This is a genomic window from Streptomyces sp. NPDC007945 (genome assembly GCF_042958885.1).
Taxonomy (GTDB): domain Bacteria; phylum Actinomycetota; class Actinomycetes; order Streptomycetales; family Streptomycetaceae; genus Streptomyces.
The window spans coordinates 135,682-155,841 of the sequence record NZ_JBIBJV010000010.1; the positions used below are offsets into that span (position 1 = coordinate 135,682).

General features: G+C 73.8%; 15 protein-coding genes. 5 read left to right on the forward strand and 10 right to left on the reverse strand.

Annotation, left to right across the window (positions count from 1 at the left end; all coding sequences use genetic code 11):
- Positions 1–8: 8 nt before the first annotated feature.
- Both ACFZCF_RS27595 and ACFZCF_RS27600 read right to left on the reverse strand, forming a co-directional pair.
- The gene (locus tag ACFZCF_RS27595; RefSeq protein ID WP_391289541.1) at positions 9–800 is read right to left on the reverse strand and encodes a putative protein N(5)-glutamine methyltransferase; all 792 of its coding nucleotides are present in this window, start codon (positions 798–800) and stop codon (positions 9–11) included.
- 281 nt (positions 801–1,081) lie between these two features.
- Complete coding sequence (locus ACFZCF_RS27600; RefSeq protein WP_391289542.1) at positions 1,082–1,564, reverse strand: redoxin domain-containing protein; 483 nt, start codon at positions 1,562–1,564, stop codon at positions 1,082–1,084.
- Between the two features lie 38 nt (positions 1,565–1,602).
- On the opposite strand from ACFZCF_RS27600, the gene ACFZCF_RS27605 reads away from it, so the two are divergent.
- Positions 1,603–1,821: a DUF6011 domain-containing protein gene (locus ACFZCF_RS27605; protein WP_388450225.1), complete on the forward strand. Its 219-nt coding sequence runs from the start codon at positions 1,603–1,605 to the stop codon at positions 1,819–1,821.
- On the opposite strand, the gene ACFZCF_RS27610 is transcribed toward ACFZCF_RS27605, so the two are convergent.
- Positions 1,818–2,555 (reverse strand): hypothetical protein, encoded by a 738-nt coding sequence (locus tag ACFZCF_RS27610; RefSeq protein WP_388450224.1) that lies wholly within the window; start codon positions 2,553–2,555, stop codon positions 1,818–1,820. The genes ACFZCF_RS27605 and ACFZCF_RS27610 overlap by 4 nt on opposite strands.
- A gap of 145 nt (positions 2,556–2,700) precedes the next feature.
- Here ACFZCF_RS27610 and ACFZCF_RS27615 point away from each other — a divergent pair, with 145 nt between their 5' ends.
- Complete coding sequence (locus tag ACFZCF_RS27615) at positions 2,701–3,771, forward strand: RNA ligase (ATP) (RefSeq protein ID WP_391289545.1); 1,071 nt, start codon at positions 2,701–2,703, stop codon at positions 3,769–3,771.
- A gap of 39 nt (positions 3,772–3,810) precedes the next feature.
- Here the strand turns inward: ACFZCF_RS27615 and ACFZCF_RS27620 are convergent, their stop codons facing one another.
- Positions 3,811–4,677 (reverse strand): acyl-CoA thioesterase, encoded by an 867-nt coding sequence (locus ACFZCF_RS27620; RefSeq protein ID WP_388450220.1) that lies wholly within the window; start codon positions 4,675–4,677, stop codon positions 3,811–3,813.
- A gap of 12 nt (positions 4,678–4,689) precedes the next feature.
- Positions 4,690–7,203 carry a DEAD/DEAH box helicase gene (locus ACFZCF_RS27625; RefSeq protein ID WP_388450218.1) on the reverse strand — a complete coding sequence of 838 codons (2,514 nt, stop codon included), beginning with the start codon at positions 7,201–7,203 and terminating at the stop codon, positions 4,690–4,692.
- Positions 7,204–7,335: 132 nt separating this feature from the next.
- On the opposite strand from ACFZCF_RS27625, the gene ACFZCF_RS27630 reads away from it, so the two are divergent.
- Together ACFZCF_RS27630 and ACFZCF_RS27635 are read left to right on the forward strand one after the other, a co-directional pair.
- Positions 7,336–8,127 carry a metal-dependent hydrolase gene (locus ACFZCF_RS27630; RefSeq protein ID WP_391289548.1) on the forward strand — a complete coding sequence of 264 codons (792 nt, stop codon included), beginning with the start codon at positions 7,336–7,338 and terminating at the stop codon, positions 8,125–8,127.
- 128 nt (positions 8,128–8,255) lie between these two features.
- The gene (locus tag ACFZCF_RS27635; protein ID WP_388450323.1) at positions 8,256–8,981 is read left to right on the forward strand and encodes a S1 family peptidase; all 726 of its coding nucleotides are present in this window, start codon (positions 8,256–8,258) and stop codon (positions 8,979–8,981) included.
- A gap of 88 nt (positions 8,982–9,069) precedes the next feature.
- Here the strand turns inward: ACFZCF_RS27635 and ACFZCF_RS27640 are convergent, their stop codons facing one another.
- From ACFZCF_RS27640 to ACFZCF_RS27660, 5 genes are all read right to left on the reverse strand, one after another.
- Positions 9,070–10,851, reverse strand: a complete 1,782-nt coding sequence (locus tag ACFZCF_RS27640) for an ABC transporter ATP-binding protein (RefSeq protein WP_388450324.1) — start codon at positions 10,849–10,851, stop codon at positions 9,070–9,072.
- A complete protein-coding gene (locus tag ACFZCF_RS27645; RefSeq protein WP_391289551.1) occupies positions 10,848–12,707 on the reverse strand; it encodes an ABC transporter transmembrane domain-containing protein in 1,860 nt (619 codons plus the stop codon). The genes ACFZCF_RS27640 and ACFZCF_RS27645 overlap by 4 nt, the downstream gene beginning before the upstream one ends.
- Positions 12,708–12,828: 121 nt before the next feature.
- The gene (locus ACFZCF_RS27650) at positions 12,829–14,253 is read right to left on the reverse strand and encodes a Gfo/Idh/MocA family oxidoreductase (protein ID WP_391289552.1); all 1,425 of its coding nucleotides are present in this window, start codon (positions 14,251–14,253) and stop codon (positions 12,829–12,831) included.
- Between the two features lie 306 nt (positions 14,254–14,559).
- Positions 14,560–17,484, reverse strand: coding sequence for an FAD-linked oxidase C-terminal domain-containing protein (locus ACFZCF_RS27655; protein WP_391289554.1), 2,925 nt, complete (start codon positions 17,482–17,484; stop codon positions 14,560–14,562).
- A 34-nt stretch (positions 17,485–17,518) separates the two neighbouring features.
- Complete coding sequence (locus ACFZCF_RS27660) at positions 17,519–17,992, reverse strand: MarR family transcriptional regulator (RefSeq protein ID WP_391289556.1); 474 nt, start codon at positions 17,990–17,992, stop codon at positions 17,519–17,521.
- Positions 17,993–18,108: 116 nt separating this feature from the next.
- Here ACFZCF_RS27660 and ACFZCF_RS27665 point away from each other — a divergent pair, with 116 nt between their 5' ends.
- A complete protein-coding gene (locus ACFZCF_RS27665; protein WP_391289557.1) occupies positions 18,109–19,941 on the forward strand; it encodes an ABC transporter transmembrane domain-containing protein in 1,833 nt (610 codons plus the stop codon).
- The last annotated feature ends 219 nt before the right edge of the window (positions 19,942–20,160 follow it).

The following is a 20,160-nucleotide window of genomic DNA, read 5'->3' on the forward strand; positions in this document are numbered from 1 at the left end:
CGGGCGGCTCAGTCCTCCCGGGTCGCGACGAGCACGGTCGCGTACCGCTCCTCGCAGACCTCGAACCGGGGCGTCAGTCCGTGCGCGGTGACGGCCTCGGCCGCCGCCCCGGTCTGCCGCTCGCTCGTCTCGACGAAGAGCCGCCCGCCCGGCGCCAGCCACTCCGGCGCCCCGGCGGCCACCCGCCGCAGCACGTCCAGTCCGTCGGCGCCGCCGTCGAGCGCCACGAGCGGCTCGTGCTCCCGCGCCTCGGGCGGCAGCAGCGCGACCTCCTCGGTCGGCACGTACGGCACGTTGGCCACCAGGATCTCCACCCGGCCGCGCAGCTCGTCCGGCAGCGGTGCGAAGAGGTCGCCCTCGTGGACCCGGCCGCCGCGCGGCTCGACGTTCCGGCGGGCGCAGCGGACGGCGGCGGGCTCGATGTCCGCGGCGTGCACCCGGGCGTCGGGGACGGCGGAGAGCAGTACCGCGCCGGCGGCGCCGGAGCCGCAGCACAGGTCGACGCAGAGGGCGCCGGGCGCGGCGAGCGCGACGGCCCGCTCGACGAGGAACTCGGTGCGCCGCCGGGGCACGAAGACGCCGGGGTCGACGGCGATCCGCAGCCCGCCGAACTCGGCCCAGCCGACGACGTGTTCCAGGGGGAGCCCGGCGGCGCGCCGTTCGACGAGCAGGTCGAGTTCGGCGGTGTCACGGGCGGCGGAGAAGAGGAGTTCCGCCTCGTCCTCCGCGAAGACGCACCCCGCGGCGCGGAGCCGGGCGACAGTGGTGGAGCGGAGGGGGACGGTGGGGTCGAGCGACATGAGAGACCTTCCGGGAAGCCGTGTGGAGGCTCCCGCGGCCGCTACGACCGAGCTGGTGGTACGGCCGCCGAGGGGGAGCTTCCATCCTGCGTGGTGCGGATCGAACCCACCTCCTCCGGTTGCCGTGTGCAGAGCCCGATGATCATACCCCAGGGGTGCGGGGGGGGGGGGGGGCGCCCCGCCCCCCCCCCCCGGGGGGGGGGGGGCCCCCCCCCCCCGCCCCCCCCCGGGGGGGGGGGGGGGGGGGGGCCCCCCCCCCCCCCCCACCCCTGGGGGCGGGCTCAGACGAGGAGCGCCTCGATGGCCGCCACGACCTCGGGGGCCTCCGGCTCGGTGCGGGGCCGGAAGCGGGTCACGGTGCCGTCGGCGGAGATGAGGAACTTCTCGAAGTTCCACTGCACGTCACCGGCCTCGCCCTCGGCGTCGGCGACCTGCGTCAGCTCGGTGAACAGCGGGTGCCGGCCGTCCCCGTTGACCTCGGTCTTCTCCAGCAGGGGGAAGGTCACGCCGTACGTCGTCGAGCAGAAGGACTGGATCTCCTCTGCCGACCCCGGCTCCTGCCCGAGGAACTGGTTGCAGGGCACGCCGACGACGGTCAGGCCGCGCTCGCCGTACGTCTTCTGCAGCCGCTCCAGGCCTTCGTACTGCGGGGTGAGACCGCACTTGGACGCGACGTTCACGACCAGCACGGCCTTGTCACGGTAGTCGGCAAGGGAGACCGGCTCGCCGGCCAGGTTCTTCAGCGGGATGTCGTACAGACTCATGGGGGAGCTCCTCGTCGAGACTAGGGTGTGATGACAACATGAGTGAAGAACCGCTGGCAATCGCGGTCGATTCCGCCGCCGGCGCGTCGCCGCGCACGGTCCGCTGCCGCCTCTGCGGCCGCCCGCTGACCGGCGCCGACTCCCGCCGCACCGGCCTCGGCCCCACCTGCGACGCCAAGCTCCATCCCCCGGCCCCCGACATCCGCACCCGCCGCCACGAGGTCGACCAGGACACGCTGCCGGGCCTGGACCCCTAGTCGGTGCCGGCGACCAGCTCCGAGTAGGCGGACCACCGCTCCTCCTCCGCGAGCGCCAGCAGCGCGACCTTGCGGGCGAGCAGCGGATCGGGGTGGCCGGCGAGCCGGGCGTGGGCGTGCTCGACGAGCCAGGCCTGGAGCTCGGGCAGGAGGACGCCGTCCAGGTCCACGTACCAGGGCAGGACGGACGAGTCGTCGTTGAGCAGGTCTTCGATCCGGTGCGCCACCCAGTCGGCGAGGTGCCGGTCCGCCGTCCCGCCCCGGGGCGCGGCCGCCCAGACGTCGTGCACGGGCGCGAGCGACTGGTGGATCTCCACGCACAGCTCCCACACCGCCCCCACCCCGTACGGGGGCTCGGGGTCGGCGAGCGTCTCCCGCCACCACACGTCGAGGAAACCGGTGATCGCCCCGGCCTGCTCGGCGGGCCATTCCTGCCACCGCACCCGGCCGAGGCCGGCGGGTGCGTATCCCATGCCGGAGAACCTGCCGTCCGCGAGGTAGCGGAGGAACTCGGGCAGGACCCGGCGCAGCACCGCCGGGTGGTCGCCGAAGTGCCCGGGCTCCTTGTGGAAGAACTGGCGTGCCAGGTCGTCGCCCAGCGGCGCCCGGGGCATCGCGAGGAGCGCCAGCTCCTCCGCCCCGTAGCAGTGGAGGCACCCCTCGGCGGGAGCCGTCAGGCCGCCGAAGACGGCGTCGACGCGGCGGAGGGCGGCGGTCAGCGGGGGAGAGGCCACGGTGTGGTCCTGACGGGACTCCGTCCGGGCCCGGCCCGGCGAAGATCGCGACGATACCAGTGCGGAAAAGCGATGGGCAGGGATTTCACGGGACGTCAGGGTGGGTCGCGATGAGACCGAGACCCGAGCATCCGGAGCCCTGACCATGTCCACCCTGCGCGTCACCGCCGAAGTCCTCACCGTCCACCCCCACCCCGACGCCGACGCCCTGGAACTGGCCCAGGTGGGCCTCTACCGCGCCGTCGTCGCCAAGGGCGCCTACCGGACCGGCGACACCGCCGTCTACATCCCCGAGCAGGCCGTCCTGCCCGCCGCGCTCGTCGAGGAGCTGGGGCTGACCGGGCGGCTCGCCGGCAAGGCCTCGGACCGGGTGAAGGCGGTGCGCCTGCGCGGGGAGCTGTCACAGGGAATCGTCTGCCGGCCTGCCGCGCTCGCCGGGGTCGACCTGGACCGGGCCGCCGCCGACGGCACCGACTTCGCGGAGACGCTCGGGATCACCAAGTGGGTGCCGCCCGTCCCGCCGACCATGAGCGGGGACGTGGAGGCGGTGCCCGACCTGCTGCCGTGGGTGGACATCGAGAACCTGCACCGCTACCCCGGCATCTTCGAGCCCGGCGAGCCGGTCGTCCTCACCGAGAAGATCCACGGCACGGCCTGCCTGCTGACGCACGTCGCGGAGGAGGGCCGGACGCACGTGTCCTCCAAGGGCTTCGGCGCCAAGGGACTCGCCCTCCGGGAGGACCCGCGCAACCTGTACTGGCGGGCCGTCCACGCGTACGGCCTGCCCGCCGTCGCCGAGCGGCTCGCCGCCCGCCTCGGGGCGACCCGGGTCGGCCTCTTCGGGGAGGTGTACGGCTCCGGCGTCCAGGACCTGGCCTACGGCGCCGACGCCCGCCGCGAGGCGATCGGCTACGCGCTGTTCGACGTCTCCGCCGAGATCGACGGCCGGGTCCGCTGGCTCGACCCGGCCGAGGTGCTGGAGCCGGGCGAGGTGCCCCTCGTACCGCGCCTGTACGAGGGCCCCTACGACCTGGACACCGTCCTCGCCCACGCGAGCGGCTCCGAGACCGTCTCCGGGCGCGCCGCCCACCTCCGGGAGGGCGTCGTCGTCCGGCCCGCCGTCGAGCGGTACAGCCCCGTCACGGGCGGCCGGGCCGTCGCCAAGGCGGTCAGCCCGGCCTACCTGACCCGCAAGGGCGGCACCGAGTACGAGTGACCCCGGCCGGCCGGGGCCGGGGAAGCCCGGCACCGGCCGTCAGCCCAGGGAGCGGAACAGGCCCTCCTGGACCACCGAGACGAGCATCCGGCCCTCCCGGTCGTAGATCCGGCCCCGGGCCAGTCCCCGGCCGCCGGTCGCGACCGGGGACTCCTGCTCGTACAGGAACCACTCGTCGGCCCGGAACGGGCGGTGGAACCACATCGCGTGGTCCAGCGACGCCATGTCGAAGCCGCGCGGGCCCCAGAGCGGTTCGACCGGGATGCGTACGGCATCGAGCAAGGTCATGTCGGAGGCGTACGTCACCGCGCAGGTGTGCACCAGCGGGTCGTCGCCCAGCGGGCCGACCGCCCGCATCCACACCGCGCTGCGCGGATCCGCACCCTTGACCTCGTCCTTCGTCCAGCGCAGCCGGTCGACGTACCGGATGTCGAACGGCATGCGCCGCGCCATCCGCTCCATCGACTCCGGCAGCCCGCCGAGGTGGTCGCGGACCTCGTCCGCGAGCCTCGGCAGGCTCTCCGGGTCCACCAGGTGCCGGGGCGGCAGCTGGTGCTCGAAGCCCGCCTCCTCCGGCAGGTGGAAGGAGGCCGTCAGATTGAAGATCGTCCGCCCCTCCTGGACCGCCGTGACCCGCCGGGTGGTGAACGACCGGCCGTCCCTGACCCGCTCCACCTGGTACACGATCGGCACGCCCGGGCGGCCCGGCCGCAGGAAGTAGGCGTGCAGCGAATGCACCGGCCGGTCCGCGTCCACGGTCCGCCCGGCCGCCACCAGGGCCTGCCCGGCGACCTGCCCGCCGAAGACCCGCTGCAGCGACTCCTGCGGGCTGCGGCCGCGGAAGATGTTCACCTCGATCCGCTCCAGGTCGAGCAGGTCCACCAGCCTCTCGGCGGGATTCGTCACCACTGCGCTCCTCTACAGCTGTCCTACCGACGTGACGCGGACGACCGCCCGGCCCTCCTCGTCGGAGGCCGCCAGGTCCACTTCCGCGCTGATGCCCCAGTCATGGTCGCCCTTGGGGTCGGCGAAGGTCTGCCGGACCCGCCACAGGCCGTGCGCCGCGTCCTCCTCGATGGCGAGCAGCCGCGGGCCGCGCGCGTCCGGGCCGGTGCCCAGGTCGTCGTACTCGTCCCAGTACGCGTCCATCGCGTCGCCCCAGGCGTCCGCGTCCCAGCCGGAGTCGGCGTCCATCTCGCCCAGCTCGCCGACCTTGTCGAGCGCCGCCAGCTCCACCCGCCGGAACATCGCGTTGCGCACCAGGACGCGGAAGGCGCGGGCGTTCGCCGTGACCGGCTTGACCTGGTCCGCCTTCTCCTGCGCCTCCTCGGCGGTCTGGACCTCCGGGTTGGCGAGCTGCTCCCACTCGTCGAGCAGCGAGGAGTCCACCTGGCGCACCATCTCGCCCAGCCAGGCGATCAGGTCCTCCAGGTCCTCCGTCTTCAGGTCGTCCGGGATGGTGTGGTCGAGCGCCTTGTACGCGCTCGCCAGGTAGCGCAGCACGATGCCCTCGGTCCGGGCGAGCTCGTAGTGGGAGGTGAACTCCGTGAAGGTCATGGCCCGTTCGTACATGTCACGGATGACCGACTTCGGGGACACCGGGTGGTCGCCGACCCACGGGTGGGACGTGCGGTAGACGTTGTACGCGTGCCAGAGCAGCTCCTCCAGCGGCTTCGGGTACGAGATGTCCTGGAGCCGCTCCATCCGCTCCTCGTACTCGACGCCGTCCGCCTTCATCTGCCCGACGGCCTCGCCGCGCGCCTTGTTCTGCATGGCGGCGAGGATCTGGCGCGGGTCGTCCAGCGTCGACTCGACGACCGAGACCATGTCGAGCGCGTACGAGGGGGACTCCTGGTCGAGCAGGTCGAAGGCGGCGAGCGCGAAGGTCGACAGCGGCTGGTTCAGCGCGAAGTCCTGCTGGAGGTCGACCGTGAGCCGGATGTGGCGGCCCTCCGCGTCCGGGGTGTCCAGCTGCTCCACCACACCGCCGTCGAGCAGCGAGCGGTAGATCGCGATGGCCCGGCGGATGTGCCGCAGCTGGTTGCGGCGCGGCTCGTGGTTGTCCTCCAGGAGCTTCCGCATCGCCTCGAAGGCGTTCCCCGGGCGGGCGATCACCGAGAGCAGCATGGTGTGGGTGACCTTGAAGCGGGAGGTCAGCGGCTCCGGCTCGGCGGCGATCAGCTTCTCGAAGGTGGTGTCGCTCCAGGCGACGAAGCCCTCGGGGGCCTTCTTGCGGACCACCTTGCGGCGCTTCTTCGGGTCGTCGCCGGCCTTGGCGAGGGCCTTCTCGTTCTCGATGACGTGCTCGGGGGCCTGCGCCACCACGAAACCGGCGGTGTCGAAGCCGGCCCGCCCGGCCCGGCCCGCGATCTGGTGGAACTCCCGGGCCCGCAGGGTCCGCACCCGGTTGCCGTCGTACTTGGTGAGGGCGGTGAAGAGCACCGTGCGGATCGGCACGTTCACGCCGACGCCGAGGGTGTCCGTCCCGCAGATCACCTTCAGCAGACCGGCCTGCGCCAGCTTCTCCACGAGCCGCCGGTACTTCGGCAGCATGCCCGCGTGGTGCACGCCGATGCCGTGGCGGACGTACCGGGAGAGGTTCTGGCCGAACTTGGTGGTGAAGCGGAAGTTGCCGATCAGCTCGGCGATCCTGTCCTTCTCCTCGCGCGTGCACATGTTGATGCTCATCAGCGACTGCGCCCGCTCGACGGCCTGCGCCTGCGTGAAGTGCACGATGTAGACGGGCGCCTGCTTGGTCTCCAGGAGCTCGGTCAGCGTGTCGGTGATGGGCGTGAGCCGGTACTCGTACGAGAGCGGCACCGGCCGGGTCGCCGAGCGGACCACCGAGGTGGGCCGACCCGTGCGCCGGGTCAGGTCCTTCTCGAACATCGACACGTCGCCGAGCGTCGCCGACATCAGGACGAACTGCGCCTGCGGAAGTTCCAGCAGCGGGATCTGCCAGGCCCAGCCCCGGTCCGCCTCGGCGTAGAAGTGGAACTCGTCCATCACGACCTGGCCGATGTCGGCGTCCTTGCCGTCGCGCAACGCGATCGACGCCAGCACCTCGGCGGTGCAGCAGATGACGGGGGCGTCCGCGTTCACGGACGCGTCGCCGGTCAGCATGCCGACGTTCTCGGTGCCGAAGATCTTGCACAGGTCGAAGAACTTCTCCGACACCAGCGCCTTGATCGGCGCCGTGTAGAAGGTGACCTGGTCGTTGGCGAGCGCGGTGAAGTGCGCGCCCGCCGCCACCAGCGACTTCCCGGACCCCGTGGGGGTCGACAGGATGACGTTCGCCCCCGACACCACCTCGATCAGCGCCTCCTCCTGCGCCGGGTAGAGCGAGATGCCGCGCTCCTCGGCCCAGGCGGAGAAGGCCTCGAAGAGGGCATCGGGGTCGGCGGTCGGCGGCATCTGATCGATAAGGGTCACCCTCCCATCTTGCCTGCATTCCGCTCGGATGAGGGAACCGGCTGCCGGACGTGAAGATCACGCCCGATAGGCTGATCCGTCGACCGGTCGTCAACTCGGCGCCGGCAGGGGAGAAACGGGGCGACACCGACCATGATGGGACCGGCGCACTCGCTGTCCGGAGCGGCGGCCTGGCTGGGCGTCGGCGCCGCCGCGGCCGCCTTCGACCACCCGATGCCCTGGCCGGTGCTGCTCGTCGGCGCGCTGCTGTGCGCGGGCGCGGCCCTCGCCCCCGACCTGGACCACAAGTCCGCGACCATCTCGCGCGCCTTCGGCCCCGTCTCCCGGGGCCTGTGCGAGATCGTCGACAAGCTGTCGTACGCCGTCTACAAGGCGACCCGCAGCCCCCAGGACCCGCGCCGCTCCGGCGGCCACCGCACCCTGACCCACACCTGGCTGTGGGCGGTCCTCATCGGCGGCGGCTGCTCGGTCGCGGCCGTCACCGGCGGCCGCTGGGCGGTCCTCACGATCCTCTTCGTCCACCTCGTGCTCGCGGTCGAGGGCCTGCTGTGGCGGGCCGCCCGGATGTCCAGCGACATCCTGGTGTGGCTGCTCGGCGCGACCAGCGCGTGGATCCTCGCGGGCGTCCTCGACCAGCCCGGCAACGGCTCCGACTGGCTCTTCACCGGCGCCGGGCAGGAGTACCTGTGGCTGGGCCTGCCGATCGTCCTGGGCGCCCTCGTCCACGACATCGGCGACGCCCTCACCGTCTCCGGCTGCCCGATCCTCTGGCCGATCCCCATCGGCCGCAAGCGCTGGTACCCCCTCGGCCCCCCGAAGGGCATGCGCTTCCGCGCCGGCAGCTGGGTCGAGCTGAAGGTCCTCATGCCGGCCTTCATGCTCCTCGGCGGCGTAGGCGGCGCCTCGGCGCTCGGCTTCCTCTAGGGCGGCCGCGGGGGATAGCACGGTGTTATGGACGAACGGGAGTACCCCGGGGTCCGACGCGTGACGACGCTGGTTCCACCCACCCCCCCACAGGCGGCGCGTCCGTGCGCCGTCGGAGACGAGGAACCTTGCGCACGCACCGCATATGGGCGTCCGCCGCTGCCGCGGCGCTCTCCGTGCTCGCCCTCTTCGCGCCCTCCGCCACCGCGGCGGAGCCGGCCCCCGCCCGCGCCGGCGCCGCGGCCGTCCAGCCGATCATCGGCGGCGGTTACGCGCAGAGCGGTCCCTGGGCGGCCCGGCTCTTCTCCAACGGCCGCGAGACCTGTTCCGCGACGATCATCGCCCCCACCTGGATCCTCACCGCCAAGCACTGCGTCACCGGCGGCGGACTGTCCTTCCGGATCGGCAGTCTCGACCAGCACAGCGGCGGGACCGTCGCCAACGGCGTCCAGACCTACACCCACAGCTCCGACCTCGCCCTGGTCCGCCTGGACCGCTCGGTGACGGCGACCTACGCCCGGCTCGGCCAGCCCGGTTCCGTCAGCGTCGGACAGACCGTCCAGGTCTACGGCTGGGGCGCCACCTCCCAGTGCGGCTCCGAGGCCACCTGCCAGTCCCGCTACCTGAAGGTCGCCAACGTGACGGTGACCGGGGGCTGCCGCGACGCCTACAACGGCTCGGCCATCTGCGCCCGCCGCGGCGACGGCATCACCGCCGGCGGCGACTCCGGCGGCCCGATGATGGCGAACGGCGTCCAGGTCGGGGTCGCCTCCACCAGCGACCGCCAGACCACGACCGCCTACACCAACGTCACGGCCTACCGGTCCTGGATCCAGTCGATCGCGGGCGTCTGACCCCACCCCGGCCGGGCCGCCCTCCGACGGCCCGGCCGGCACCGTGTCCCGGCGGGCCGGCCGGCCCCGTGCCCCGGCGGTCGGCCGGTCAGCCGTGCCAGGACCGCCACAGCGCCGCGTACGCGCCGTCCGCCGCCACCAGGTCGTCGTGATGGCCCAGCTCGCTGATCCGGCCGTCCTCGACCACCGCGATCAGGTCGGCGTCGTGCGCGGTGTGCAGGCGGTGGGCGATCGCCACCACCGTCCGCCCCTCCAGGACCTGCCCCAGCGACCGCTCCAGATGACGGGCCGCGCGCGGGTCGAGCAACGAGGTCGCCTCGTCCAGGACCAGCGTGTGCGGATCGGCCAGCACCAGCCGGGCCAGCGCGATCTGCTGGGCCTGCGCCGGGGTCAGCGCCCGGCCGCCCGAACCGACCTCCGTGTCCAGGCCCGCGTCGAGCGCCCGGGCCCAGCCCTCCGCGTCCACCGCCGCGAGGGCCGACCACAGCTCCGGGTCCCCGGCCTCCGGGCGGGCGAGCAGCAGGTTGTCGCGGAGCGTGCCCACGAAGACGTGGTGCTCCTGATTGACCAGCGCCACGTGCTCGCGGACCCGCTCGGCCGGCATCCGGGCCAGCTCGGCCCCGCCGAGCGTCACCTCGCCCGCCCGCGGGCCGTAGATCCCCGCGAGGAGCCGGCCCAGCGTCGACTTGCCCGCCCCCGACGGCCCGACCAGCGCGAGCCGCGTCCCCGGTGCCACCGCCAGGGACACCCCGTGCAGCACGTCCACGCCCTCCCGGTACCCGAAGCGCACGTCGGCCGCCTCGACCGACCGCCCCTCGGGCCGCACCGACGCGTCCCCGGGCTCCGGCTCGATGTCCCGCACGCCCACGAGCCGGGCCAGTGACACCTGCGCCACCTGGAGCTCGTCGTACCAGCGCAGCACGACCCCGATCGGGTCCACCAGCATCTGGGCGAGGAGGGCGCCGGTGGTCAGCTGCCCGACGTCCATCCAGCCCCGGAAGACGCAGAAGCCACCGATGGCGAGGACCCCGCACAGCACCAGCGTGTGCGTCACGTTGACCACCGGGAAGAGCACCGCCCGCAGGTGGAGCGTGTACCGCTCCCATCGGGTCCACTCGCGCACCCGCCGGTCCGAGAGCGCCACCCGGCGCGCCCCGAGCCGGTGCGCCTCGACCGTGCGGCCCGCGTCGACCGTCTCAGCCAGCGCGGCCGCCACCGCCGCGTACCCCGCCGCCTCCGAACGGTAGGCCGACGGCGCCCGCTTGAAGTACCAGCGGCAGCCGGCGATCAGCAGCGGCGCGGCGATCACCACGGCCAGCGCGAGCGGCGGCGCGGTGAACGCGAGCCCGCCGATCAGCAGCCCCGCCCACACCACGCCGACGACGAGCTGCGGCACGGCCTCGCGCATGGCGTTGGCCAGCCGGTCCACGTCGGTGGTGATCCGGGAGAGCAGGTCGCCGGTGCCCGCCCGCTCCAGGACGCCCGGCGGCAGCCCGACCGCGCGGACCAGGAAGTCCTCCCGGAGGTCGGCGAGCATCTCCTCGCCGAGCATCGCGCCGCGCAGCCGGACCAGGCGCACGAAGAACGCCTGCACGGCGAGCGCGACGGCGAAGAGGGCGACCGCCGAACCCAGATGGAGCTCCCGCGCGCCTTCGGCGAGCCGGTCCACCACCTGGCCGAGCAGGTACGGCCCCACCATGGAGGCGATCACGGCCACCGTGTTCACGCCGACGAGCACCGCGAACGCCGTGCGGTGCCGGCGCAGCAGCTCGCGGACGTAGGCCCGCACGGTCGCGCCGGCGGCGACGGGCAGGGTGGTGGCGGTCGTCGGGGCCGCCGGGTCGTACGCGGGCGGCGCCAGGCCGATCATGCCGTCTCCCCTTCTCGTGCTTCGTGTCCCGCCGCGGTCGTCGCGGCGAGTGCGGAATCCGCCCCGCCGGCAGATCCGTCGGCCGTCCCGGCGGCCGTCCCGGCGCCGGTCCCGTCGTCCGTCTCCCGGGTGACGACCGCCCGGTAGCGCGGCTCGCGGGCGAGCAGCTCGCGGTGGGTGCCGTGGGCGACGGCCCGGCCCTCGTGGACCAGGACCACCCGGTCCGCCAGGTCCAGGAGCAGCGGCGAGGAGGCCAGCACCACGGTGGTGCGGCCCGCCCGCAGTGTGCGCACGCCGTCCGCCACCCGCGCCTCGGTGTGCGAGTCGACCGCCGAGGTCGGTTCGTCGAGGACCAGCACCTGCGGGTCGGTCACCAGCGAGCGGGCCAGCGCGAGACGCTGCCGCTGGCCGCCGGAGAGCGAGCGGCCCCGCTCGGTGATCCGGGTCCGCATCGGATCGCCTTCGGTGTCCACCGACGCCTGCGCCAGCGCGTCGAGGACGTCCCCGCACCGCGCCGCGGCGAGCGCCTCCTCCGGCCGGACCGCGCCGGACGACGGCACGTCGAGCAGCTCCTGGAGGGTGCCGGACAGCAGGACCGGCTCCTTGTCCTGGACCAGGACGGCCGTCCGGGCCGCGTCCAGCGACAGTTCGTCGAGCGGCACCCCGCCGAGACGGACGGAGACGTGGTCGTCGTCCGGTTCGGCCGGATGCCCGCCGAACCGCTCCGCGAGCCGGCCGGCCGCGTCCGGGTCCCCGCACACCACGGCGGTGAACTGCCCGGCGGGCGCGATGACCCCGCTCACCGGGTCGTACAGGTCGCCGGCCGCCCGCCGGTCCCGGGAGTCCCCGGCCGGTCCGCTCGTCCGGGTCAGGGCGAGCACCCGGGCGGCGCGCTTCGCGGAGGGCCGCGAGAAGGCGTACGCCATCGCGATCTCCTCCACGTTCCGCAACGGATGATGGGTGAGCGCCACCGCGCCGTAGACGGTGACCAGCGCCCCGACCGTGATCCGCCCGTCGAGCGCGAGCCCCGCCCCGTACGCCACCACGGCGATCAGCAGCAGCCCGGGGAGGAGCACCTGGACGGCGGCGATCAGCGCCCACATCCGGGCACTGCGCACGGCCGCCCGGCGGACCTCCTGCGAGGCGGCCCGGTAGCGGCCGAGGAACAGCTCCTCGCCGCCGATGCCGCGCAGCACGCGCAGTCCGGCGACCGTGTCGGAGGCGAGTTCGGTGGCCTTGCCGGCCTTCTCCCGCTGCTCGTCCGCCCGCCGGGTGGCGCGCGGCAGCAGCGGCAGCGCCGCCAGGGCGAGCGCGGGGACGCCCACCGCGACGACGACGCCGAGCGCCGGCTCGTACACGATCAGGCCGACGCAGACGGCGAGGAGGGTGAGGACGGCGGCGGCGAACCGGGAGAACGCCTCCACGAACCAGCCGATCTTCTCGACGTCGGCCGTGGAGACGGAGACGACCTCTCCGGCCGCGACCCGCCGTGTCAGCAGCGACCCGAGCTCGGCGGTCCTGCGGGCGAGGAGCTGCTGGACCCGCGCGGCGGCGGTGATCCAGTTGGTGACGGCCGTGCGGTGCAGCATGGTGTCGCCCACGGCGATCCCGGCACCGAGCGCCGCCACCGTCCCGCAACCGGCCGCCAGCCGCCCGCCGTCGCCGTCGACGACGCCCTGGACGGCGATGCCGACGCCGACCGGCAGGCCGGCGATCGACAGCTGGAGCAGCAGCCCCCAGAGCAGCGACCTCACCTGCCCGCCGAGCTGCATGCGCCCCAGCCAGAGCAGGAAGCGGGTGCCCGAACGGACGTCGGGCACCCCCGGGTCGGCATAGGGAAGGTCTTGGATCTGCATGGCGTCCCACGGTCTCCGGGGGTGGCTGGGGGCGGGCCGCCGGTGCGCGGCGCCGCCGGGGAAACCGTTCCAGCCTGGCCCCCTCCGCCGGAGAGGGGCAATCGATTTTCGTGCCGGCGGCTCAGGCGGGCCGGGGCGAGTCCATCCCCGGGCGGGCCCGGCGCCACTCGCCGCGGGTGAAGTCGGGGATCTGCTGCGGAGCGCCGTTCGCCCGGATGGAGGCGTGGCTCAGCGGCACCGGGGCCGTCCACGTCGCCGCGTCGTACACGTCGAAGTCGGGCACCAGCCCCAGCCGCATGCACTGCGTCAGCCGGAAGACCATGATGTAGTCCATGCCGCCGTGCCCGCCCGGCGGGTTGGCGTGCTCCTTCCACAGCCAGTGGTCGAACTCGTCGGCGTAGGCGGAGAAGTCGGCCCACCGGTCGTCCGTGTGGTCCGGCTCGATGTAGATCCGGGCCGGGTAGTCCTCGAAGACGCCCTTCGTGCCGCCCAGGCTGTTGATCCTGCTGTACGGGTGCGGGGTGGACACGTCGTGTTCGAGCCGGATGACCCGGCCCTTGGCGGTCTGCACCATGCTGATGGTCCGGTCGGCCCCGATGTACGACTCCTTCCAGCTCGGGTCGCCGGCCGGCATGTGGGCGGCGCGGTACTCGGCCAGCCCGAGGGCCGGGGTGCCGAAGCTGCTGATGCTGACCACGCGGTCGCCCCGGTTGACGTCCATGTAGTTGGCGACCGGCCCGAAGCCGTGGTTGGGGTAGAGGTCGCCGCGCAGCCGGGTGTGCCACCGCCGCCGCCAGGGCCCCTCGTAGTAAGTCGGCGAGAACATCAGGCCCCGCAGGTCGTGGTTGTACGCCCCCGCGCCGTGCAGCAGCTGCCCGAACTTCCCGGCGTGCGCCATCCGCAGGACCCGCAGCTCGTTCCGTCCGTAGCAGCAGTTCTCCAGCTGCATGCAGTGGCGCCGCGTCCGCTCGGAGAGGTCGACCAGCTCCCACAGCTCCTGGAGCTCCATGGCGACGGGACACTCGACGCCGACGTGCTTGCCGTTCAGCATCGCCGCCCGGGCCATCGGGAAGTGCAGCTCCCAGGGCGTGGCCACGTACACGAGGTCGAGGTCGGTGCGGGCGCACAGCTTCTCGTAGTCGTTCTCGCCGTGGGTGTAGACGGCGGGCGCGGGCTGCCCGGCGGCGGTGACCTTGGCGGCGGCCCGTTCGGCCTTGGCGCGCACCGGGTCGCAGAGGGCGACGACCCGGACGCCCGGCACGACGAGGAAGTTGTCGATCATGCTGCTGCCGCGGTTGCCGAGGCCGATGATCCCGACCCGGACGGTGGAGCGGCCCTCGAAGGGCACGCCGGCCATGGTGGCGCCCTGGCGCCTCGGTGCCGCGGTGGCCCCGCCCTCGGCGGCGGGGGCGGTCGTGGCCGGTGCGGCCGCGTGGGCGGTGCCGGCGGCGAGGGAGCCGAGGCCGAGGCCCGCGGCACCTGCGGCTCCCGCGGTGGTCCTGAGCACCGATCGGCGGCTGGGGTCGTGGGGCGACTGCGCGTTCATGGAACCTCCAGGGGCTGTCCGGGCGGCTGGTTCATGAATCCCGCTCAGGACCCTGGCCCCTGTGACCCCTGACGCGCAAGGACGCCGGTTTGGACTCCCGCGGCGGGTCGTTGGACTTTGTTGTTCCGGATCGGCCGCCGCCGCGCGGCACCGCGGGAGCGGGAACCGGACCCGGTGAAGGCCCCTCACCCGTGGGGCGAGGGGCCTCGGTTCCGCCGACGGTCGCGTGCGACGGCCCGGCTCCGCGGCCGGCCCCGACGGCCGCCGGCCCCGACGGCCGCCGGGCTCGCCACGGCCGGGGGCGCCTCAGGGCCGGGTGGCCTCTTCCAGGGCGAGGAGCGCCGAGCGGTAACGGCGGCCGGTGGCGCGGTCCATGCCGATCTCGCACATGCGGTTGGCCGAGAGGTGGGCGTCGAAGGGGCGGGCGGTGACCTCGGCGGCCTCCCGGGCCGTCGCCGAGGCGGTGAGCTCAGGATGGAGCATGCCCCGGTCGCCGGCGAAGGCGCAGCAGCCCGCGTCGACCGGCACGACGACCTCCTCGGCGCAGAACCCGGCGAGCTCGGTGAGCCGGTCGGCGTCCCCGAGGTGCAGCATCGAGCAGGTGGGATGGACGACCGCGGAGGCCACCGTCCGGCGGGCCTCCAGGCGGGGGAGGAGTTCCTCGGCGGCCCACACCAGGGAGTCCACCACGGTCAGTTCGGCGTGCAGCGCGCGGTTGTCCTCGGTGAGGTACGGGACGACCTCGTGGGCGATCCCGAGGGTGCAGGAGGAGGCGTCCACCACCAGCGGCAGCCGGCCCCCGGCGGTCCAGCCCCAGGCGGCCTCGACGATCCGGTTGGCCATCACCTCGTTGCCCCGCGCGTACCCCTTGGAGTGCCAGATCGTGGCACAGCAGGTGCCGGCCACGTCGTCCGGGATCCACACGGGCTTCCCGGCCCGGGCCGACACGGCGACGACGGCCTCGGGGAGGGAGGGGCCGGGCGTGCCGTCCGGCCGGCCGAAGATGCGGTTGACGCAGGCCGGGTAGTAGACGGCGACGGCCGCCGGACGGTGGGTGCGGGGCAGCCGCCGGGGCGCCGCGCCGGGGACCTCCGGCAGCCACTCCGGTACGAGGTCGGGCCGGACGGCCTTGCGGGCGAGGCCGGTCACCCGCTCCAGGAGGCCGTCCCCGACCCGGTCGGCGGCGCCCACCGCGAGCCGCGCGGAGGCCTCGACGGCCCGGAAGTGCCGCGCGGCGAGGGCGGCGATCCGCTCCTCGCGCGGGGAGTGCCGCTCGTGCCGGAACTCCCTCATCAGCGCGCCGGTGTCGATGCCGACGGGGCAGGCCAGCTTGCAGGTGGAGTCGCCGGCGCAGGTGTCGACGGCGTCGTGGCCGTACGCCTCCAGGAGCCGGTGCTCCACGGGGGAGCCGTCGGCCTGGCGCAGCATCTCCCGGCGCAGCACGATCCGCTGGCGCGGAGTGGTCGTCAGGTCGCTGCTGGGGCAGGTCGGTTCGCAGAAGCCGCATTCGATGCAGGGGTCGACGAGGCGCTCCACGGACGGGATGGTCTTCAGGCCCCGCAGATGCGCCTGCGGGTCGTGGTCGAGCACGATCCGGGGGGCGAGGACCCCGTCGGGGTCGACGAGCTCCTTGGTGCGCCACATCAGCTCGGTCGCCTTCGGGCCCCACTCCAGCTCCAGGAAGGGGGCGATGTTGCGGCCGGTGGCGTGCTCGGCCTTCAGCGAGCCGTCGAACCGCTCGACGGTGAGCTTGCAGAAGTCGGCCATGAAGGAGGCGTACCGCTCGACGTCCGCGGGGTCGGCGGCGTCGAAGGCGAGCAGGAAGTGGAGGTTGCCGTGGGCGGCGTGCCCGGCGACGGCGGCGTCGAAGCCGTGCCGGGCCTGCAGGTCCAGCAGTTCGGCGCAGGCCTCGGCGAGCCGCGCCGGGGGCACCGCGAAGTCCTCGGTGATCAGGGTCGTGCCCGGGGGGCGGGAGCCGCCGACGGCCGTCACGAACGCCTTCCGGGCCTTCCAGTAGCCGCCGATGGTGCCCGCGTCGCGGCTGAAGGCGTTGGGGACGGAGGCCACCGGGGCGACGAGGTCGAGCCCGGCCATGACCTCGCCCGCCGCTTCCTCGTACGCGGTGAGCGCCGCCTCGTCCGGGGCGCGGAACTCCACGAGCAGCGCCGTGGTGTCCTGCGGCAGCTCCGCCCAGTCGGCGGGGACGCCGGGCACGCTCACCGAGGCCCGCAGGGTGTTGCCGTCCATGAGCTCGACGGCGAGCGCCCCGGCCTCGTTGAAGCGCGGCACGGCCGCGGCGGCGGCGGGCAGGGAGGGGAAGAGGAGCAGCGCGGTGGAGACGAGCCGGTCGAGCGGCAGGGTGTCGAAGACGACCTCGGAGAGGAAGCCGAGGGTGCCCTCCGAGCCGACCATCAGGCCGCGCAGGATCTCCACCGGTGTGGCCCCGTCCAGGAAGGCGTCGAGGCGGTACCCGTTGGTGTTCTTGATCTGGTGCTTGGCGCGGATCCGGGCCGTCAGCTCCGCGTCGGCCTCGATCTCGGCCTTCAGCGCGAGGAGTCCCGCGCAGAGCCGGGGTTCGGCCCGGGCCAGTTCCTCGTCGGCGGCCGGGTCGGCCGTGTCGACGATCGTGCCGCTCGGCAGCACGAAGGTGAGGGAGGAGACCGTCCGGTAGGAGTTCCGGGCGGTGCCGGCGGTCATCCCGGAGGCGTTGTTGGCGACGACCCCGCCGATCGTGCAGGCGACCGCGCTGGCCGGGTCGGGGCCGAGCACCCTGCCGTACGGCGCGAGGGCCGCGTTGGCGCGCACGACGGTGGTGCCGGGGCGGATCCGGGCGCGGGCGCCGCCGTCCAGGACCTCCACGCCGACCCAGTGCCGGCGGACGTCCACGAGGATGTCCTCGCCCTGCGCCTGCCCGTTGAGACTCGTCCCGGCGGCGCGGAAGACCACCTCGCGGCCCTTGCCGTGCGCGTAGGACAGCACGGCCGAGATGTCGTCGACGTCCTCGGCGACCACGACCACCTGCGGCAGGAACCGGTAGGGGCTGGCGTCGGACGCGTACCGCACCAGATCGGAGACGCCGGAGAGGATCTTCTCGGGTCCGACGAGCGCCGCCAGCTCCTCCCGCAGCCGCCGCGGCGTGCCCCGGGCCTGGAGGTCCGGGACCCGGTCGGGAGCCGGGGTCCGCTTCCGGCCCGGGCGGAGGGCCCGCGGCTTCGGTTCCAGCAGCGGCATGGCACGGCTCCCCTCGGCGCGGGCGCCGGCGGCGTCAGCAGCCGCTCTCCGGGAGGGGCCCGGTCAGGGCGGTCAGCAGATCTCCGAGCACCTCGCGCTGTGCGACGGTCAATGGAGCCAGGATGTCCTCTGCGGCGGCCCGGCGCGCGCTGCGCAGCTCCCGCAGCGTGGCGCGCCCCTGGTCGGTGAGCTCGATCCGGATCACCCGGCGGTTGCTCGGATCGGGCACCCGGCGCACCCGCCCGGCCGCCTCCAGGCCGTCGACGAGGGTGGTCACGGCGCGGGGGACGACTTCGAGGCGGGCGGCGAGGTCCGCCATCCGGGGCGGGGCGTCCCCGAAGTGGGCGACCGTGCGCAGCAGCCGGGACTGGGCCGGGGTGATGCCCACCGGCTCCAGGTGGCGCTTGTGGATGCGGTGCAGCCGGCGGGTGAGCCGCAGCAGCTGCTCGGCGAGGAGCCCGTCGGGGTCGGGGGCGGGGTCGGGGGCGGACGGGGAGGGGCTGGTCATGCGGGAACATTATCAGGACCAAGCTCATTGTGAACATAGGTAAGAGTGGGCTACAGTCCTCCGTGCACACTTGTACGCGCGTGCACATCCCTGTACGCGCCCCATCGAAGGAGCTCATGCGCCCCCACGACGAGTCCACCTGGACACCACCGCCGCGCGATCCCGCGCGCCCGAAGGAGCCCGCCCAGCTGCGGCGCATCCTCGGTCTCTTCCGTCCCTACCGCGCCCGCCTCGCGCTCGTCGGCCTCCTGGTCGCCGCCGCCTCGCTGGTCTCGGTCGCCTCCCCCTTCCTCCTGAAGGAGATCCTCGACACCGCGATCCCCCAGGGGCGCACCGGGCTGCTCAGCCTGCTCGCCCTCGGCATGATCGTCACCGCCGTGCTCACCGGCGTCTTCGGCGTGCTCCAGACCCTGATCTCCACCACGGTGGGCCAGCGGGTCATGCACGACCTGCGCACCGCCGTCTACGGCCGGCTGCAGCGGATGTCGCTGGCCTTCTTCACCCGGACCAGGACCGGCGAGGTCCAGTCCCGGATCGCCAACGACATCGGCGGCATGCAGGCCACCGTGACCTCCACGGCCACCTCCCTGGTCTCCAACCTCACCGCCGTCGTCGCCACCGTCGTCGCCATGCTCGCGCTCGACTGGCGGCTCACCCTCTTCTCCCTGCTCCTGCTCCCCGTCTTCGTCTGGATCAGCCGGCGGGTCGGCGCCGAGCGGAAGCGGATCACCACCCAGCGCCAGAAGCAGATGGCCGCCATGGCCGCGACCGTCACCGAGTCGCTCTCCGTCAGCGGCATCCTGCTCGGCCGCACCATGGGCCGCGCCGACTCGCTGACCGAGTCCTTCTCCCGGGAGTCCGAGCGCCTCGTCGACCTCGAAGTGCGCTCCTCCATGGCCGGACGCTGGCGGATGTCCGTCATCGGCATCGTCATGGCCGCCATGCCCGCCCTGCTGTACTGGGCGGCCGGCTTCGCCGTGCGGACCGGCGGCGCGATATCCCTCGGCACCCTGGTCGCCTTCGTCTCGCTCCAGCAGGGACTCTTCCGGCCCACCGTGAGCCTGCTCTCCACCGGCGTCCAGATCCAGACCTCGCTCGCGCTCTTCCAGCGCATCTTCGAGTACCTCGACCTCCCGGTCGACATCACCGAACCCGAGGAGCCCGTCCGCCCCGACGCCGTCCGGGGCGAGATCGGCTTCGAGGGGGTCCGCTTCGACTACGACCCCGAGGGCGCGGGCCGGCCCACCCTGGACGGCATCGACCTCACCGTGCCGGCCGGGGGCAGCCTCGCCGTCGTCGGCCCCACGGGTTCCGGTAAGTCCACTCTCAGCCACCTCGTGCCCCGGCTCTACGACGTCACCGAGGGCCGGGTCACGCTGGACGGCGTCGACGTCCGCCGGCTCGGCTTCGACACCCTCGCCGAGGCGATCGGAGTCGTCTCCCAGGAGACGTACCTCTTCCACGCCTCCGTCGCCGACAACCTCCGGTTCGCCAAGCCCGACGCCACCGACGAGGAGCTCGAGGCCGCGGCCCGCGCCGCCCAGATCCACGACCACATCGCGTCGCTGCCCGCCGGGTACGACACCCTGGTCGGTGAGCGCGGTCACCGCTTCTCCGGCGGCGAGAAGCAGCGCCTGGCCATCGCCCGCACGATCCTGCGCGATCCGCCGGTGCTCATCCTCGACGAGGCGACCAGCGCCCTCGACACGCGTACCGAGCACGCGGTCCAGCAGGCCATCGACGCCCTCTCCGCGGGCCGCACCACGATCACCATCGCCCACCGCCTCTCCACCGTCCGCGACGCGGACCGGATCGTCGTCCTCGACGCGGGCCGGATCACGGAGAGCGGCACCCACGAGGAGCTGATGGCGAAGGGCGGCGCGTACGCCGCCCTCGTCCGCCGCGACGAACAGGCGAACGCACGAGCGGTTGTTCCCGCGAACGTGTGATCGTTCCCAAATTCACCGCCCAACTCCCGTACGGCGTCGGAAGATTACGGTGCGCAAGCGACGGGCTGCAGACCGCGACTGCGCTGTCCCACGAAACACCTGTACGAGGAGAAGCATCACCATGAACGTCATCACCGATCTGCTCGCCGGCGTCCTCCACTTCCTGGGCTGGCTCGTCTGACGCACGCAGTTCCCGGCGCCGCCGGTTCCCCGTCCCAG

Excerpts from the sequence above, each read along its gene's own strand:
- ACFZCF_RS27595 (WP_391289541.1), bottom strand. The coding sequence starts at position 800 with ATGTCGCTCGACCCCACCGTCCCCCTCCGCTCCACCACTGTCGCCCGG.
- ACFZCF_RS27600 (WP_391289542.1), bottom strand. The coding sequence starts at position 1,564 with ATGAGTCTGTACGACATCCCGCTGAAGAACCTGGCCGGCGAGCCGGTC.
- ACFZCF_RS27605 (WP_388450225.1), top strand. The coding sequence starts at position 1,603 with ATGAGTGAAGAACCGCTGGCAATCGCGGTCGATTCCGCCGCCGGCGCG.
- ACFZCF_RS27615 (WP_391289545.1), top strand. The coding sequence starts at position 2,701 with ATGTCCACCCTGCGCGTCACCGCCGAAGTCCTCACCGTCCACCCCCAC.
- ACFZCF_RS27630 (WP_391289548.1), top strand. The coding sequence starts at position 7,336 with ATGATGGGACCGGCGCACTCGCTGTCCGGAGCGGCGGCCTGGCTGGGC.
- ACFZCF_RS27640 (WP_388450324.1), bottom strand. The coding sequence starts at position 10,851 with ATGATCGGCCTGGCGCCGCCCGCGTACGACCCGGCGGCCCCGACGACC.
- ACFZCF_RS27645 (WP_391289551.1), bottom strand. The coding sequence starts at position 12,707 with ATGCAGATCCAAGACCTTCCCTATGCCGACCCGGGGGTGCCCGACGTC.
- ACFZCF_RS27650 (WP_391289552.1), bottom strand. The coding sequence starts at position 14,253 with ATGAACGCGCAGTCGCCCCACGACCCCAGCCGCCGATCGGTGCTCAGG.
- ACFZCF_RS27655 (WP_391289554.1), bottom strand. The coding sequence starts at position 17,484 with ATGCCGCTGCTGGAACCGAAGCCGCGGGCCCTCCGCCCGGGCCGGAAG.
- ACFZCF_RS27660 (WP_391289556.1), bottom strand. The coding sequence starts at position 17,992 with ATGACCAGCCCCTCCCCGTCCGCCCCCGACCCCGCCCCCGACCCCGAC.
- ACFZCF_RS27665 (WP_391289557.1), top strand. The coding sequence starts at position 18,109 with ATGCGCCCCCACGACGAGTCCACCTGGACACCACCGCCGCGCGATCCC.